12 protein-coding genes, 1 tRNA gene and 1 pseudogene are annotated in these 15489 nt (G+C 70.4%); 5 read left to right on the forward strand and 9 right to left on the reverse strand.

All coding sequences use genetic code 11. The annotated features are described in order from the left end of the window. Positions 1–37 precede the first annotated feature (37 nt). The 4 genes and pseudogenes from LIU39_RS00680 to LIU39_RS00695 form a co-directional block, all read right to left on the reverse strand. Positions 38–2170, reverse strand: a complete 2133-nt coding sequence (locus LIU39_RS00680; RefSeq protein WP_227043373.1) for an acetate--CoA ligase family protein — start codon at positions 2168–2170, stop codon at positions 38–40. Further along, the gene (frc, locus tag LIU39_RS00685; protein ID WP_227043375.1) at positions 2170–3417 is read right to left on the reverse strand and encodes a formyl-CoA transferase; all 1248 of its coding nucleotides are present in this window, start codon (positions 3415–3417) and stop codon (positions 2170–2172) included. Before frc ends, LIU39_RS00680 begins: the two co-directional genes overlap by 1 nt. Positions 3418–3434: 17 nt before the next feature. Next, positions 3435–5117, reverse strand: coding sequence for a thiamine pyrophosphate-binding protein (locus LIU39_RS00690; RefSeq protein WP_227043377.1), 1683 nt, complete (start codon positions 5115–5117; stop codon positions 3435–3437). Between the two features lie 464 nt (positions 5118–5581). Further along, a pseudogene (locus tag LIU39_RS00695) lies at positions 5582–6894 on the reverse strand (DUF2254 domain-containing protein). Positions 6895–6999: 105 nt separating this feature from the next. Here LIU39_RS00695 and LIU39_RS00700 point away from each other — a divergent pair. After that, a tRNA-Leu gene (locus tag LIU39_RS00700) sits at positions 7000–7084 on the forward strand. Between the two features lie 50 nt (positions 7085–7134). On the opposite strand, the gene LIU39_RS00705 is transcribed toward LIU39_RS00700, so the two are convergent. Next, a complete protein-coding gene (locus tag LIU39_RS00705; protein WP_227043379.1) occupies positions 7135–8685 on the reverse strand; it encodes an APC family permease in 1551 nt (516 codons plus the stop codon). Next, a complete protein-coding gene (locus LIU39_RS00710) occupies positions 8682–10151 on the reverse strand; it encodes an aldehyde dehydrogenase family protein (RefSeq protein WP_227043380.1) in 1470 nt (489 codons plus the stop codon). The genes LIU39_RS00705 and LIU39_RS00710 overlap by 4 nt, the downstream gene beginning before the upstream one ends. 247 nt (positions 10152–10398) lie before the next feature. Here LIU39_RS00710 and LIU39_RS00715 point away from each other — a divergent pair, with 247 nt between their 5' ends. Then, a complete protein-coding gene (locus LIU39_RS00715) occupies positions 10399–10860 on the forward strand; it encodes a DUF6314 family protein (RefSeq protein ID WP_227043381.1) in 462 nt (153 codons plus the stop codon). A 50-nt stretch (positions 10861–10910) separates the two neighbouring features. Here the strand turns inward: LIU39_RS00715 and LIU39_RS00720 are convergent, their stop codons facing one another. After that, positions 10911–11798 carry a class I SAM-dependent methyltransferase gene (locus LIU39_RS00720; RefSeq protein WP_372463756.1) on the reverse strand — a complete coding sequence of 296 codons (888 nt, stop codon included), beginning with the start codon at positions 11796–11798 and terminating at the stop codon, positions 10911–10913. A 194-nt stretch (positions 11799–11992) separates the two neighbouring features. On the opposite strand from LIU39_RS00720, the gene LIU39_RS00725 reads away from it, so the two are divergent. Both LIU39_RS00725 and LIU39_RS00730 read left to right on the forward strand, forming a co-directional pair. After that, positions 11993–12454: an SCP2 sterol-binding domain-containing protein gene (locus LIU39_RS00725; RefSeq protein WP_227043382.1), complete on the forward strand. Its 462-nt coding sequence runs from the start codon at positions 11993–11995 to the stop codon at positions 12452–12454. Positions 12455–12648: 194 nt separating this feature from the next. Continuing rightward, on the forward strand, positions 12649–13464 hold the full coding sequence (locus LIU39_RS00730; RefSeq protein ID WP_227043383.1) for an SAM-dependent methyltransferase: 816 nt from the start codon (positions 12649–12651) through the stop codon (positions 13462–13464). A 71-nt stretch (positions 13465–13535) separates the two neighbouring features. On the opposite strand, the gene LIU39_RS00735 is transcribed toward LIU39_RS00730, so the two are convergent. Both LIU39_RS00735 and LIU39_RS00740 read right to left on the reverse strand, forming a co-directional pair. Beyond that, positions 13536–14444 (reverse strand): Sco1979 family transcriptional regulator, encoded by a 909-nt coding sequence (locus LIU39_RS00735; protein ID WP_227043386.1) that lies wholly within the window; start codon positions 14442–14444, stop codon positions 13536–13538. 90 nt (positions 14445–14534) lie between these two features. Beyond that, positions 14535–14777 carry a DUF397 domain-containing protein gene (locus LIU39_RS00740; protein WP_227043388.1) on the reverse strand — a complete coding sequence of 81 codons (243 nt, stop codon included), beginning with the start codon at positions 14775–14777 and terminating at the stop codon, positions 14535–14537. A 197-nt stretch (positions 14778–14974) separates the two neighbouring features. Between LIU39_RS00740 and LIU39_RS00745 the strand changes: the two genes are divergently transcribed. After that, a complete protein-coding gene (locus tag LIU39_RS00745) occupies positions 14975–15484 on the forward strand; it encodes an ATP-binding protein (RefSeq protein ID WP_227043390.1) in 510 nt (169 codons plus the stop codon). Positions 15485–15489 lie beyond the last annotated feature (5 nt).

Consider the following 15489-nt stretch of genomic DNA (forward strand, 5'->3'; position numbering starts at 1 on the left):
CCTGTCCGAACCTTTTTCGCGCTCCAGGAGAGCGGGGTCAGGTCAACAGCCCCGCAGCCCGCGCCCAGCGGTACTTCGCCCCGAGCGCCGCCACCGGCTTCTCGGTCGTGTACGGATACGCGACCACCCCGCGCTCGAAGAGATACGCGGCGGCCTCCTCCACCTCGGTGTCGCCGGCCAGCGACGCCACCACCGGCTTCTCGATGCCGCGCGCCCGGAACTCCTCGACCACCCGCGCCGTCAGCTTCGCGAAGACCATCGGCGGTGTGACGATGGTGTGCCAGTAGCCGAGCACCAGCGCATGGATCCGCGGATCCTCCATGCCCAGCCGGATCGTCGCCTCGTACGTCGAGGGCGGCTCACCGCCGGTGATGTCCACCGGATTGCCGGCCGCACCGAACGGCGGGATGAACTTCCGGAAGGCGGCGTCCAGATCGTCCGGTATCTCCATCAGCCGCAGCCCGTTGTCGACGATCGCGTCCGACAGCAGCACGCCGGAGCCGCCGGCGCCGGTGATCACCACGACGTTGTCGCCCTGCGGCGTGGGCAGGACCGGCAGCGCCCGCGCGTACTCCAGCATGTCGTTCAGACCCGGCGCCCGGATGACACCGGCCTGCCGCAGGACGTCGTCGTAGACCGCGTCGTCCCCGGCCAGCGCGCCGGTGTGCGAACCCGCCGCCTTCGCGCCCGCGCTCGTACGCCCCGCCTTCAGCACCACCACCGGCTTCTTGCGCACCGTCTCGCGGGCCGCTTCGACGAACGCCCGGCCGTCCTTGAGGTCTTCGAGATGCATGGCGATGCACGTGGTGTTGTCGTCCTCGCCGAAGTACGTGAGCAGATCGTCCTCGTCCACGTCGGACTTGTTGCCGAGCCCCACGATCGCCGAGACGCCGGTCCTGGTGGTCCGTGCGAAGCCCAGGATGGCCATCCCGATCCCGCCGGACTGCGAGGTCAGCGCCACCCCGCCCTTGACGTCGTACGGCGTGCAGAACGTCGCGCACAGGTCGTGCCAGGTCGAGTAGTAGCCGTAGATGTTCGGCCCCAGCAGGCGGATGCCGTACTCCTCGCCGATCGCCACGATCCGTTCCTGGAGCGCGTGTTCGCCGGTCTCGGCGAAGCCGGACGGGATCAGCACCGCGTTCGGGACGCCCTTGCGGCCGGCCTCCTCCAGGGCGGCGGGGACGAACGCCGCGGGAATCGCGAACACCGCCACATCGACCTCGCCCGGCACATCCGCCACCGACTTGTACGCCTTGCGGCCGAGGATGTCGTCGGCCTTCGGGTTCACCGGATGGATCTCTCCGCCGAAGCCGCCGTCGATGAGATTGCGCATCACCGAATTGCCGATCTTCCCGGGCTCGTTGGACGCGCCGATGACCGCCACCGACCGCGGCCGCATCAGCCGCCGCATCGCGGTCAGGATCTCCTCCTTCCCGTAGCGCCGCCGCGCCACCGGCGCCTCCTGTGCCAGCAGGATCCGCACATCGGCCGCCATCGCGCCGTCCGCGGCGGCGAACACCGGATTGAGGTCGACCTCGGCGATCTCCGGGAAATCCGCGGCCAGTTGCGAGGTGCGCACGATCAGGTCGGTCAGCGCCGCACGGTCCACCGGCGGCGCGCCCCGCACCCCGCGCAGCACCTCCGCCGCCCGGATGCCGTCCAGCATCGACGCGGCGTCGTCCGCCGACGCGGGCGCGAGCCGGAAGGTGACGTCCTTGAGCACCTCCACCAGTACCCCGCCGAGCCCGAAGGCCACGATCTTGCCGAACGTCGGGTCGGTCACCGCCCCGACGATCACCTCCTGCCCCTCGGGCACCATCTGCTGCACCTGCACCCCGCTGATCCGCGCCTCGGGGGCGTACGCCTTCGCGTTCTGCACGATGGCGCAGAACGCGCCCCGCACCTCGGCGGCCGATGCCAGTTGGACGCGCACCCCACCCGCGTCCGTCTTGTGCAGGATGTCCGGCGACACGATCTTCAGCGCCACCGGGAAGCCGATCCGGTCGGCCAGCGCCACCGCCTCGTCCGCGGTCTCCGCCAGGCCCTCCGCCGGCGTCGGGATGCCGTAAGCATCCGCGATCCGCTTGCCCTCCGGGGCGGTCAGCGCCGCCCGGCCCTCGGCCCGCGCGGCGTCCAGCACCGCCTGTACGGACTCTTTCCGATCAGCCATCAGATCACTCCGTTCGCCTTGAGCAGCCGCAGTTCCTCGCCGTCGAGTCCCAGCTCACCGGCGTACACCTCTTCGTTGTGCTCACCGAGCAGCGGAGAACGGTCGACGTCGACGGGCGAGTCGGACAGCTTCAGCGGCGAGCCGACGGTGGTGAAGCTGCCGCGCTCGGGGTGCTCGACCTGCACCACCATCTCGTTGGCGGCCAGCGAGGCGTCCTCGACGATCTCCTTCGTCGAGAGGATCGGGCCGCACGGGATGTTGTGCGCGTTCAACTGCTCCAGCACCTCCCACTTGGGCAGCGTGCTGGTCCACTCCTCGATCAGCTGGAACATCTTGGAGAGCTTGGGCAGCCGGGCCTCCGGCGTCGCCCACTCCGGGTCGGCGGCCAGCTCGGGGCGCCCGATCAGCGCGGTGAGCGGCTGCCAGCCGACCGGCTGCACGATCACATAGACGTAGTCGTTGGGCCCGCCCGGCGCGCAGCGCACCGCCCAGCCGGGCTGCCCGCCGCCGCTCGCGTTGCCGCTGCGCGGCACCTCGTCACCGAAGTCGTCGTTCGGATACTCCGCCAACGGGCCGTTCCCGAGCCTTTGTTGGTCGCGCAGCTTGACCCGGCACAGGTTCAGCACGGCGTGCTGCATCGCGACGTTCACCCGCTGGCCGCGCCCGGTGTGCTCCCGCTGGTAGAGCGCCGCGAGAATGCCGGCCACGCAGTGCACGCCGGTCCCCGAGTCGCCGATCTGCGCGCCGGTGGCCAGCGGCGGCCCGTCCTCGAAGCCGGTCGTCGCCATCGACCCGCCCATCGCCTGCGCCACCACCTCGTACGCCTTGAACTTGGTGTACGGGCCGTCGCCGAAGCCCTTGATGGAGGCGTAGACGATCCGCGGGTTGATCTCCTGGATGCGCTCCCAGGAGAAGCCCATACGGTCCACCGCGCCGGGGCCGAAGTTCTCCACCAGGACGTCGCTGCGCTTGATCAGCTCGGTGAGGATTTCCTTGCCGCGCTCGCTCTTGGTGTTGAGGGTGATGCTGCGCTTGTTGCAGTTGAGCATGGTGAAGTAGAGGGAGTCGACGTCCGGGATGTCGCGCAGTTGCTTGCGCGTGATGTCACCGGTGGTCGCCTCCAGCTTGATGACGTCCGCACCGAGCCAGGCCAGCAGCTGGGTGGCCGACGGGCCGGACTGCACATGCGTCATGTCGAGGACACGGACCCCGCTCAGGGCCTTGCCCGCCTCCGGAGTCTTGCTCATCTCCCGCTCCTTACCGGTCACTTGTACATGGTCTGGTTCATGGTTCCGGGGGCGTACGCATCCGGATCCACCCAGACGTTGATCAGCGAGGGCTTGCCCGACTGGCGGGCCCGCTCCAGCGCCGGACGGATCTGCGCGGGGTCGCGGACCTCCTCGCCGTACCCGCCGAGCATCCGCGCGAACTGGTCGTACGGGACGTCCCCGAGGGTGTTGCCGATCCGCTCGCGCGCATCGCCGTACTTGGCCTTCTGGCCGTAACGGATCTGGTTCATCGAGGAGTTGTTGCCGACGATCCCGACGAACGGCAGGTTGAAGCGGACCAGCGTCTCGAAGTCCCAGCCGGTGAGCGAGAACGCGCCGTCCCCGAAGAGCGCCACGACCTCCTTGTCGGGCCGGGCCTGCTTGGCGGCCATGACGAACGGCACGCCGACGCCGAGGGTGCCCAGCGGCCCCGGATCCATCCAGTGGCCCGGCGACTTGGGCTGGACGACCTGCCCGGAGAAGGTGACGATGTCGCCGCCGTCACCGATGTAGATCGAGTCCTCGGTCAGGAAGTCGTTGATCTCGCTGACCAGGCGGTAGGGATGGATCGGGTCGGCGTCCGAGCGCAGCTGCGGCAGCCGCTTCTCGATCGCGGTCTGCTCGGCGGCCCGCAGCTCCTCGATCCACTCCTTGCGCGGCGCGGAAGTCCCGGTCAGCTGCCCGGAGGCGGCCTGGGTGACGGCGGCGAGCACCAGACCGGCGTCGCCCAGGATTCCCAGGTCGACGTCGCGGTTCTTGCCGACGGTGCGGTAGTCCAGGTCGATCTGGACGACGGTGGCCGCGGGGGACAGCCGCTTGCCGTACCCCATCCGGAAGTCGAAGGGCGTGCCGACGATGACGATGAGGTCGGCGTTGGAGAAGGCGTAGCGGCGCGACAGCTGGAAGTGGTGCGGATCGCCGGGCGGCAGCGTGCCACGGCCGGCGCCGTTCATGTACGCGGGGACGTTCAGGGTCCGTACGAGTTCCGTCGCCGCGTCCGTCGCCCGGGTCGTCCACACCTGGCTGCCCAGCAGGATCGCCGGCCGCTCCGCGCGCACGAGCAGATCGGCGAGCTGCTGGACGGCTTCCGGGTCGCCGGCCGAGCGGGTCGACGCGCGGTAGCGGCCGGCCTGGGGGATCCGGGCATCCTCCCGCGGCACCTTCGCGTCCAGCACGTCCCGGGGGATCTCCAGGAACGAGGGCCCCGGCGCGCCGTGGTAGCACTCGCGGAAGGCCATCGAGACCATGTCGGCCGCGCGGGCGGTGTCGGGCACGGTGGCGGAGAACTTGGTGATCGGCGCCATCATCTCGACGTGCGGCAGGTCCTGCAGCGAGCCCATCTTGTGCTGGGTGTGCGCTCCTTGACCGCCGATCAGCAGCATGGGGGACTCGGCGCGGAAGGCGTTGGCGACACCGGTGACCGCGTCGGTGGTGCCGGGGCCCGCGGTGACCACGGCGCAGCCGGGCCTGCCGGTGATCCGGGCGTAGCCGTCCGCGGCATGGGCGGCGACCTGTTCATGGCGTACATCCACCACCTCGATGCCCTCGTCGACGCAGCCGTCGTAGATATCGATGATGTGGCCGCCGCAGAGGGTGTAGATGACGTCCACACCTTCGGCCTTGAGTGCTTTGGCGACCAAGTGCCCGCCGGAGATGAGGTCCTGGGCGTCCTCGGGCATGGGGCATCGCTTCCCTTCATGGGGTACCGGCCGGGCCGTCCCGGCAGATTGCATACAGTCGACGAATACTGTATGGATCCCGTTATCCCGCACCACCGCCCCGATGTCCAGAGGCGTGCGGGGTGATCGAGCCAAGAAACCTGTGAGAGCCGCACGGCATATCCGGCACGGGAACCCGGCCCCTCCAGGGCCTGTTGGCGCCGGTCGCGGAGCGCGCCCGCCTCCCGCCCGGCCCTCCCGCCCGGCCGCCGTCACGGCCCGGCCCGGCGCCCGGCGGGGCCGCCGCGGACACCGGCAGATACCTCGCCATCGGCCCGGCCGAGGGCGGAACGGACAGCGAAAAGCGGCCGAGACCCGGCCGAAAGTCATCGGGCGGGCCCTTCGCGACCGTCCGAAGCGCGGGTGCCTGGAACCTTTCCGTGCTCCTCGTCATCCGGGGCGACCGGTCCCGCCCCCGACACCGGTCAGCCGATGCCCTGCCGGTCGGGAAGCTCCGCGAACTGCCGATCGGCAGCCGTCGGCGCCGTCCGCTCCCATGCCTGCACCAGGAGCGCACGGTGGCGCCGCAGCGGATCCCGGCGGTCGGCGGGCGCGAGCGGCAACAGGTCGTCGATCCCCGCCAGCAGCCGCCGGGTGACCTGCGGAGAGCGCACCGAGCACGCCCGGATCCCGGCCGGCCCCAGATCCACCAGATCCGTCCGCCGGGAACGTTCTGCACCAGCCGCACCGCGCCCTTCCGGTCCCGGTGCCGCACCTGTCCGAGCGGCCGGTGCGCCGGCGCCGCCAGAATCTGCACGACCAGGTCCAGGTGCTGCACGGCCGTCGTCGGATCGTTCACCGCCGACGACAGGGCCCGCAGCGCGATGTCCGACAACTGCCGCAGCTCCAGCCCCAGATACTGGTGAGAGGTGCGCTCCACGCCGACCGACACCGTGTACCCCAGCGCCCGACGCGGCGGCGCTGCCCCGCCGTGCACCGCGAGCACCGGCGTCCCCGGCATCACGAAATCCCCGACCCGCGGAATCAGCCGCAACACCACCCCTGCCGCCGCGCGGCCCGCACCAGCCGCGCGACATTCACATCGCGCAGCACCCCCGCCGGCCCCTGATGTGCCACCCGCGCCGACTCGGGAACCGGCGGCCCCTCGTCCCGCCAACCGCCGGCTGCCGCGCCGGCATCCGGAACGTCTCCCGCGTGATCTGCTCCACGACCGGCCCGACCTGCATCAGCCGCAGCGTCGATGACACATACGCGATGACAGCAGGCTCAGACCGACCAGCGCCACGGTCAGCACGCTCTGCACCAGCGGCACCGTGGTGACCTGCCGTGCATGCGTCTCGCCCTCGTACGAGGCCGGCACCAGCAGCGAGAACAGGAACGTCGCCAGGAACACGGTGAGCGTCAGCTCGCTGATCCGGCTCCTGACGGAGATCCGCACCACCCGCGGCGTGAACTGCCGCTCGCCATCTGCACCGCGACCAGCGAGATGCTGAAGACCACGCCGATGAAGGCCGTCATCGCCGAGCTGACCGTTGTCACGATCGTCCTGGCGTCATCCGCGAACGAGACCAGATCCCGGACCGCGTCGTACTCCCGCCCCCGCTGCAACACCGCGATGATCTCGGCATCGAGCGCCGACGCCCCCACCGCAGCGCCACACCAGCCCCGCGGTGGGCGCGAACCAGAAGGTGTCCCGCAGATGCTCCCGCAACGGCGACAGGCCCCGGGGCCTGCGCGATGATGTCACCCTTTGCCGAATATGCCCCTTATCGCCCATGACGTGAGGCTGTGTGCCGGGTGGATACGCAGGTGAAAGGCACTCCGAAACCTTGGTATTGTTGTCTATGTCGCCGCGGGGAACGCCCCGCGAAGATCACACCTGGTCCGGGTGGCGGAATGGCAGACGCGCTAGCTTGAGGTGCTAGTGCCCTTTATCGGGCGTGGGGGTTCAAGTCCCCCCTCGGACACAACAGAGCAATCCCCACGATCTCTCGCAGATCGTGGGGATTTTTCGTTGTCACGCCCCCGGCGACGTAGGCACCGCCGCATGCCCCGCCAGGACGCCGGTGCGTTTGCGCTGGACGAACCAGTAGTAGGCGAAGCCGCCGAGTGCCACGACGCCGATGAACAGGAAGGCGCCCCAGCGCAGGTACCAGTGCTGCGGGCCGGTCGCGTTGTAGACCGCGGCCCGCGGCCAGGCGAGGTTGAGGGACATCGCGGCGCCCCACAGGACGGCGAGGATGTTGACCGGCAGTCCGAACCGGCCGAGGGAGAACTTTCCCTCGGCCGGTTTCCACTGGCCGCGCAGCCGCTTGACCAGCATCGGAGCCGTCACCATCAGATAGGCCAGGTAGATCATGATGATCGCGATGCTGGTGATCACCGAGAAGATCTGCGGCTGGTTGACGTTGATCAGCAGGATGCAGACCGCGACCAGGCCGATCACCACCGCGGGCAGCACCGGGGTCTGGAAGCGCGGGCTCACCTTGGCGAGCAGCGAGGCGGCGGGCAGGTTGTTGTCCCGGGCCATCGCGAACGCGAGGCGGATGCCCGCGGTGTGCACGGCCAGTTCGCACACGGTGATCGCGACGACCACGCACCACAGGACGACCTGCCCCACCGTCGAGCCCAGCGTCGACAGCACCACGAACTGCAGCCCGTCCACGGACAGTTGCTTGGAGTGCAGGTCCGGCACCGCCAGCAGCGCGAACAGCAGGATCAGGCCGCCGATGAGAAACGACGCGAGCAGCGCCCGCAGGATCGCCCGGGGCGCGTTGCGGCCCGGATCCTTGGACTCCTCACCGAGCGAGGACGCCGTGTCGAAGCCGTACATGACGTACGCGGAGGCCAGGGACGCGGTCAGGAACGCGCTGAAGTAGCCGAAATTCTGGCCGCTGCCCAGGCCGAAGGTCTCGGTGATCGCCGAGGGGCCGCGGGTGATGTGCGCGGCGAGGAGGATGATCAGGACGATGGCGGCGATGAGTTCGATGGCCACGCCTGCGGAGTTGATCCGTGCCATCAGCTTCACGCCGAAGGCGTTGACCAGCGTGGTGAAGGTGATGAGGACGGTGCCCAGCAGGACGGCGTTGGCCGCCGAGTCCGTCCTGCCGGTGCCGTTGCCGATGAACTGGAACCACGACGAGATCTGCGGCAGCGTCACCTGGTAGGCGAGGGCCACGGCGGACAGCGAGACCATGGTGGCGGTCAGCATCATCCACCCGCCCAGCCAGCCGACGTGCGGGCCGCCGAGCTGCTTGGCCCAGTTGTAGATCGAACCGGCCACCGGATAGCGGGCGGCCAGCTCGCAGAAGCACAGCGCGACCGTCAGCTGGCCGAGGAAGACCATCGGCCAGGACCACCAGTACGCCGGGCCGCCGTGGCTCACGCCGAAGTAGAACAGCTGGAAGGTGCCGGTGAGGATCGAGATGTAGCTGATGCCGGCGGCGAAGGTGTGGAAGTTGCCCAGGGTGCGCTTGAGTTCGGGTTTGTAGCCGAACTCGGTGAGCGAATCGTCGTCGTGGCTGCCGTCGGCGCGGGTACCGGGGCGGGGCGGGTCCTCCTCGCTCACTCGAACCACCTCTGCGGTCTGGGCGCGGTATTGCGCCACACATGCTTGGCTTCCTGGTACTCGGCGAGCCCCGCAGGCCCCAGTTCCCGCCCGATGCCCGACTGCTTCATGCCGCCCCACTCGGCCTGCGGCACGTACGGATGGAAGTCGTTGATCCAGACCGTTCCGGCGCGGATCCGGGCCGCGACCCGGTGGGCGCGCCCGCTGTCCTGCGTCCACACCGCCGCGGTCAGGCCGTACACCGTGTCGTTGGCGAGCCGGACCGCCTCGTCCTCGTCGCGGAACCGCTCGACGGTCATCACCGGCCCGAACGACTCGTCACGGATCACGGACATGTCAGGGGTGCACTCGTCGAGCACCGTCGGCAGGTAGTAGAAGCCGTCCCGCAGCGCCGGGTCGTCGGGAGCCGCCCCGCCGCACCGGAGCACGGCGCCCTCGGCCAGGCCGGCCGCCACATACGCCTCGACCTTGGTGCGGTGCGCGGCGGAGATCAGCGGGCCGGTGCGGGCGTTGTCGTCGAAGGGACCGCCGAGCCGGATGCGCCGGGCGCGGGCCACCAGCTCGTCGACGAACGCGTCGTGCAGTTCGTCCTGGACGAGCAGCCGGGCCCCCGCCGAGCAGACCTGCCCGGAGTGCAGGAAGATCGCCATCACCGCGTGGTCCACCGCGGTGTCGAACTCGGTGTCCGCGAAGACGAGGTTGGGGTTCTTGCCGCCCAGTTCGAGGGCGATCTTCTTCACGGTGGGTGCCGCGGCGGCCATGATGCGCCGCCCGGTGAGCAGCCCGCCGGTGAACGACACCATGTCCACCCGCGGGTCCTCGGTGAGCGGCGCGCCCACCACGGGCCCGGTGCCGAGCACCAGGTTGGCGGCGCCGTCCGGCAGCCCCGCCTCGGTCAGCAGCCGCATCAGGTGGATCGCGGTGTGCGGGGTCAGCTCGCTGGGCTTCAGCACGAAGGTGTTGCCTGCCGCGACGGCGGGCGCCACCTTCCAGGCGGTCTGGAGCAGCGGATAGTTCCACGGCGTGATCAGCGAGCAGACGCCGACCGGCTCGTGCCGCACCGTGCTGTCCGTCTCGGCGGCACCGGTGTCCACCACGCGGTTCGTGCCACCGGCCGCCCCGAGATTGCCGAAGTAGCGGAAGCAGTTGGCGATGTCGTCCATGTCGTAGCAGCTCTCGACCAGCCGCTTGCCGGTGTCCAGCGACTCGGCGCGGGCCAGCGCGTCCTTGTCGCGCTCCAGCAGATCGGCGACCCGCAGCAGCAGCCGCCCGCGCTCGGCCGCAGGCGTCCAGGGCCAGGGCCCGTCGTCGAAGGCGGTACGCGCCGCGGCGATGGCCGCCGCCGCGTCCTTCGCCCCGCCTTCGTCGACGGTCGCGACCAGGGTGCCGTCCGCCGGGCAGCGGATCTCGCGCACCTGCCCGTCTGCCGCTGCGGTCCAGCGACCGCCGATGAACAGGTCCGGCATGGGAGTGCCTCCGGTCTCGGTCTCGTACGCGGTGCCGGCGGCGGGCCTGGCGGCGCTGCCGACGGGACGGGGCGCGGCCGCGGCGTGCGGCGGGGGAGCGCACCCCGGTGACGCTCTCGACACCGAGCGTAGGCGCGGCGGTGCGAGTCCGCACGACACGTGCCGCCGGGCCCGGGAGCGGCGGCCCGCGCCGGTACCGGGCGGACCCGGGTGCCCGTGCGGCGGCCGCCGGGGGAGAATCGGGGCCATGTCCTCCCAGCCCGCCCGGCAGCCCGCCCGCCACCCGGTGCCCGACACCGCGGCCTATCTCGCCGGCCGCTGGAGCATCGAGCGGACCGTCCGCGATGTGCGGTCCGGCGCCGCGGGCAGCTTCCGCGGCACGGCGGAGTTCCGGCCCGACGACGCGGGTGAGGCGCTGCTGCACGTCGAGGAGGGCGAGCTGACCTGGGCCGGGGCGGTACACCCGGCGTCCCGGACGCTGCGGCTGCGGCCGCGTCCCGACGGCGGCGCCGAGGTGTCCTTCGCCGACGGCCGGCCCTTCCACGACCTGGACCTGCGCCGCGGCCGGTGGCACACCGTCCACCCCTGCGCCGCGGACCGCTACGAGGGGACCTTCACCGTTGCCGGGCCGGACGAATGGCACCTTCAGTGGCGGGTCGGCGGCCCGGCCAAGGAGCAGCTGCTGCGGTCGGTGTACCGGCGGCTGTGAGACCGGGGTCCGCGGCGGCGGGCCCGTACCGCCCGCCGCCGACGGTGCCCTCAGCTCTTCTTCACCGCCCGCAGCGCGTACAGCAGCGGGACGATCGGCTGCGACGGCGGCAGGCGCCACCAGCCGTTCTCGGACGGCACCATCGCGTCGAAGCGCTTCCAGGGCAGCAGCTCGGTCTCGCGCAGCAGCTCCACCGACAGGCCCGCCCCGACCACCGCCGAGACCACCTCACCGATGCCGTGCCGCCACTCGTAGCTGACCGTCGCCTTCTCGACCGGCGGCCCGTCCGTATACGTACCGGGGGTATCGCTCCTGAGCGGCCCGCGGCCGGACAAGTAGTCGTGGTGCAGCAGCAGTTGCTGCCTTTCGGGGTCGGGCGCGGGGCCCAGGGAGTCGAGCAGCGGGTGGAATTCCACGAGGTAGAGCGTGCCGCCGGGGCGGAGCAGCGCGCTGACGACCGAGGCCCACGCGGTGAGGTCCGGGAGGTAGCACAGCGCGCCCTTGCCGGTGTAGATCACGTCGAACCGGCGGCCGCCGAGCGCCTCCACGGCCCGGTGCACGTCGGACCGGACGAACTCCATGTCCCGGCCGCCCTCGCGGGCCAGCCGCCGGGCCTCGGCGACCGCGGCGGCGGAGAAGTCGAGCCCCACCGTGTGCGCGGCACCGCGGTCGGCGAACGCGGCCGTCTCGGTGCCCAGGTGGCACTGGAGGTGCAGCACGTCCCGCCCGCCGAGGCCGCCGAGGTCGTCCCATTCGAAGGGCGCGAACCAGTCATCGGCGGTCCTGGATCCGTCCAGTCCGTAGAACGCGCTGGCCACATGGACGGGGGTGCGCGCGTCCCAGTTGGCCTGGTTGGCGCGCACCATCTCCTCGACGGTCGGTATTCCCCCGGCGGCCGGTGCCGCCCCGCCGGTCGGCTCACTCATCTCTGTGGTCATCCGTCCCTTCTACCGGTCGGACGCGGGCCCCACCAGAGGAACGGAGCGGAGGGGCTGGTTCCGTCCCGCCGTGCGGGCGGACGGCGCCCGGGGCGTGCCGGGAGGCGCGCCGCCCTGCGTGCTCCTTGCCGGTCCCGCCCGCGCAGGCATAATCTGACCTATTAGTAAGTTAACCGAACGATAAGGGGAATGTCGTGACTGATGACGTCCGTGTCCGACTGGCCGCACTGGACTTCGCCGGCGTCACCCCCGACGAATTCGCCGGGATCGTCAAGGGGTTGAGTGCCCGGCAGATCACCGAGATCGCCACCGGCGACCTGCGGGCGCGGGTGCTCGGCGAGATCTTCGGGCGGATGGGCCGGCAGTTCCGGCCGGAAGCCGCCGGCTCGCTCAGCGCGCTGATCCGCTGGAAGATCACCGGAGAGTCCGAAGCGGTCTACGAGACGACCATCGCCGACGGCGTCTGCACGGTGCGGGAAGGCGGGTCGGCGGACCAGCCGCGGCTGACGCTGGTGATGGGCGACGCCGCGTTCCTCAAACTGGTCTCCGGCAACGGCAATCCGGTGACGATGTTCCTCAGCCGCAAGCTCAAGGCGACCGGTGACCTCGGCCTCGCCTCCGGCCTGAACCGCTACTTCGACATCCCCAAGGTCTGACGGGCGGGTACCGGACGCCTGCCCCCGTGTCCTGTCGGCCTCTCCGGTCTGCCGCACAATTGACTCCACCGCCGACCTGCAACGACCGCCATTTCGTGGGTATGTTGGGGGCTGAGCCCGGCGCGGCCGCAGGTGGTGCACCGTTGCGGCCGCGGGCCCATGCCGGTGATGCCGAAGCGACGGGAACGTATGCAATGAGCCAAGAATCAAAGCCGCTGTCCGGCGTCGTCGATGTCAGTATTCCGAGCGTGGCGCGGATGTACGACTACTACCTCGGCGGCAAGGACAACTACGCGGTCGACCGCGAGGCGTGCGGGGAACTGGACAAGGTCGTCCCCAGCACCCAGGTGCTCGCCATCAACAACCGCCGTTTCCTTCAGCGGGCGGTGCGCTGGCTCGCCCAGGAACACGGCATCCGGCAGTTCATCGACCACGGCTCAGGTCTGCCCACCCAGGACAACGTCCACCAGGTCTCCCAGGCCGTGGACCCGGAGTCCCGCGTTGTCTACGTCGACAACGACCCGATCGTCCTGGCGCACGGCCGGGCCCTGCTGGAGGAGAACCACAACACCGCCGTCATCCAGGCGGACATGCGCGACACCGACGGCATCTTCTCCAGCGCCGAGGTCCAGCGGCTCATCGACCTGGAGCAGCCGGTCGCCGCGCTGTTCGTGTCCGTGCTGCACTGCATCACGGATGAGGACGACCCCGGCGCCCTGATACGCCGGGTCGCCGACAAGCTGGCGCCCGGCAGCTTCCTGGTGGTGTGTCAGCTGGTCAGCGAGGACAAGGCGACCCGCGACTTCGTCACCGAGTTCATGCGGGTCAGCACGCAGGGACAGTGGGGCCGGGTGCGCCAGGAGCACGAACTGGCTTCCTACCTCGATGGTTTGGAGATATTGGAGCCCGGTCTGGTCGAGGTCTCCACCTGGAAGCCGGACGGGAACATCGGCCCCAAGCAGGCCACCATGGAGTGGATCGAGTACGGCGGCGTGGCCCGCAAGAACTAGCAGCCTTGAACGCACGCGGAGGGGCGGGGGCCTGCCGGGCCCCTGCCCCTCCGTATGCGCTTTCCGGCGGCTCAACTCTCCTGTTCGAGCAGCCTTTCCAGTATCGCCAGCGAGTTGCGCGGTGACTCGGCCTGAGCGCTCAGCCGGTCCATGACGGCCAGGTAGTGGTCGACGTCATCGCGCTTGTCCAGATAGAGCGCGCTGGTCAGCTGCTCCAGGTAGACGATGTCCGGCAGGTCCGGCTCCAGGAACCGCAGGATCGTGATCGGACCACCGGCGGCAGCCAGCCCGCCGAGGCTGAACGGGGCGATCTGCAGGGTGACGTTCGGCAGCTTCGACATCGTCAGGAGATGCCGCAACTGCTCGTCCATCACCTTCCGGTCGCCCAGCGGACGCCGCAGGGAAGCCTCGTCTATCACAGCCCACAGTCGTGGCGCGTGCGGAACGCTGAGCAGCTGCTGACGCTGCATCCGCAGCGCCACCCGGCGCTCGATCTCCTCGGCCGAGGCCCGCGGATGCCCGAGCTTGGTCACCGCGCGGGCGTATTCCGCGGTCTGCAGCAGGCCCGGCACGAACTGCACTTCGTACGTGCGGATGACCGAAGCCGCCTCTTCGAGGCCGATGTGGGTCTCGAACCAGCCGGGCAGCACATCGCCGTACTGATGCCACCAACCCGGCGTGCTGGTACGGCGGGCGAGCGCGAGGAAGTCGGCACGGTCCGCCTCGTCCGTGACGTTGTAGAGCGTCAGGAGATCGGCGACGTCGCGTTCCTTGCAGCTCACCCGGCCCAGTTCGAGGCGGCTGATCTTGGCGTGCGAGCCGCGGATGGCATCGCCTGCCGCCTCGCGGGTGATGTGGGCGGCCTCCCGCAGCCTGCGCAGCTGGGTGCCCAGGACGATGCGCAGAACCGTCGGCCCGCCCCGTGGGTGCTCCAGATAGTGGCGCAGAGAGGGTTCGCGGCTCGGCTGCGCGGCGATCATGCAGACTCCCCAGGGTGGTCGGGCGAACGCCCAGTGTCCCACCGCGAGATGGATACGTACAGCGGATCGACTATCCGGCCGACATATGCGTCAGTCACGGCCGATCAGATCGTCGAAATCGCCGTCCTTGGCGCCTTGGACGAAGGCCGCCATCTCCTCCCGGGTGTAGACGAGCGCGGGGCCCGTCACATGCCGGGAGTTGCGCACCGCCACCCCGCCGTCGGCAAGAACTGCCAGCTCAACGCAGTTGCCGCTGGGGTTGCTTCGGCGGCTCTTGCGCCATTCCGCGCGCTCGATACGGGTTGCCGCTATGCCGTTGGGCACCGTCTCCATCACTGCTGCTCCTTGCTGGAGGCCCCGCCTCCGACCGTTCCGTGGCCTGCGATCACGTTGGCGTGAACAAGCCCCTGTGCGGCCGTCCTTACCGATGTACTTGCAGATGCACTTGCAGCGAGGGACGGCTGACGAGGATATTAGCTGTCCTGGGCAACCCGGCCCAGCCCCCGAAAGCGCCCTTCGCGGAGATCGTGATGACGACACATCCGGCAGAGACCGTGCACGCCAGCCTGTGGGAGGAGCCGTGTGACGACCCCTGGTGGGTGCCGGGCCCCGACTCCTTCGCCGCCTGCGCGCTCAGCGTCTCGGGACGCACCGTCGCGGACGCCCGGCGGTTCACCCGGGTGACCCTCCAGGGCTGGCGCATGTGCGCCACGGTCGCCGACGACGCGGCCCTGATCGTCTCCGAACTGGTCAGCAACGCACTGCGCTACGGCATACGGAAGGCCGCCGCCGGCACCGGCGACGGCGCGCATCCGAGCCGGGTCCACCCCGCCTGGCTGGCCCTGACCCGGCAGGACGGCGGCGTGCTGTGCGCGGTGTCGGACGGCGGCGCGGCGGCGCCTGTGATAGGTACCCCCGACCCGCTGGCCGAGTCCGGGCGCGGCCTCCAGATCGTCGACCAGCTCAGCGACGCCTGGGGCTGGACGCCGCCCGACCACTCCGGCAAGACGGTCTGGGCCACCCTCTCCTCCCGCGGCTGACCGCG

Source organism: Streptomyces pinistramenti, from assembly GCF_020564935.1.
Classification (GTDB): Bacteria; Actinomycetota; Actinomycetes; order Streptomycetales; family Streptomycetaceae; genus Streptomyces; species Streptomyces pinistramenti.

Coding starts and splice junctions, on each gene's coding strand:
- LIU39_RS00680 (WP_227043373.1), bottom strand. CDS start 2,170: ATGGCTGATCGGAAAGAGTCCGTACAGGCGGTGCTGGACGCCGCGCGG.
- LIU39_RS00715 (WP_227043381.1), top strand. CDS start 10,399: ATGTCCTCCCAGCCCGCCCGGCAGCCCGCCCGCCACCCGGTGCCCGAC.
- LIU39_RS00740 (WP_227043388.1), bottom strand. CDS start 14,777: ATGGAGACGGTGCCCAACGGCATAGCGGCAACCCGTATCGAGCGCGCG.
- LIU39_RS00720 (WP_372463756.1), bottom strand. CDS start 11,798: ATGACCACAGAGATGAGTGAGCCGACCGGCGGGGCGGCACCGGCCGCC.
- LIU39_RS00690 (WP_227043377.1), bottom strand. CDS start 5,117: ATGCCCGAGGACGCCCAGGACCTCATCTCCGGCGGGCACTTGGTCGCC.
- LIU39_RS00735 (WP_227043386.1), bottom strand. CDS start 14,444: ATGATCGCCGCGCAGCCGAGCCGCGAACCCTCTCTGCGCCACTATCTG.
- LIU39_RS00730 (WP_227043383.1), top strand. CDS start 12,649: ATGAGCCAAGAATCAAAGCCGCTGTCCGGCGTCGTCGATGTCAGTATT.
- LIU39_RS00745 (WP_227043390.1), top strand. CDS start 14,975: ATGACGACACATCCGGCAGAGACCGTGCACGCCAGCCTGTGGGAGGAG.
- frc (WP_227043375.1), bottom strand. CDS start 3,417: ATGAGCAAGACTCCGGAGGCGGGCAAGGCCCTGAGCGGGGTCCGTGTC.
- LIU39_RS00710 (WP_227043380.1), bottom strand. CDS start 10,151: ATGCCGGACCTGTTCATCGGCGGTCGCTGGACCGCAGCGGCAGACGGG.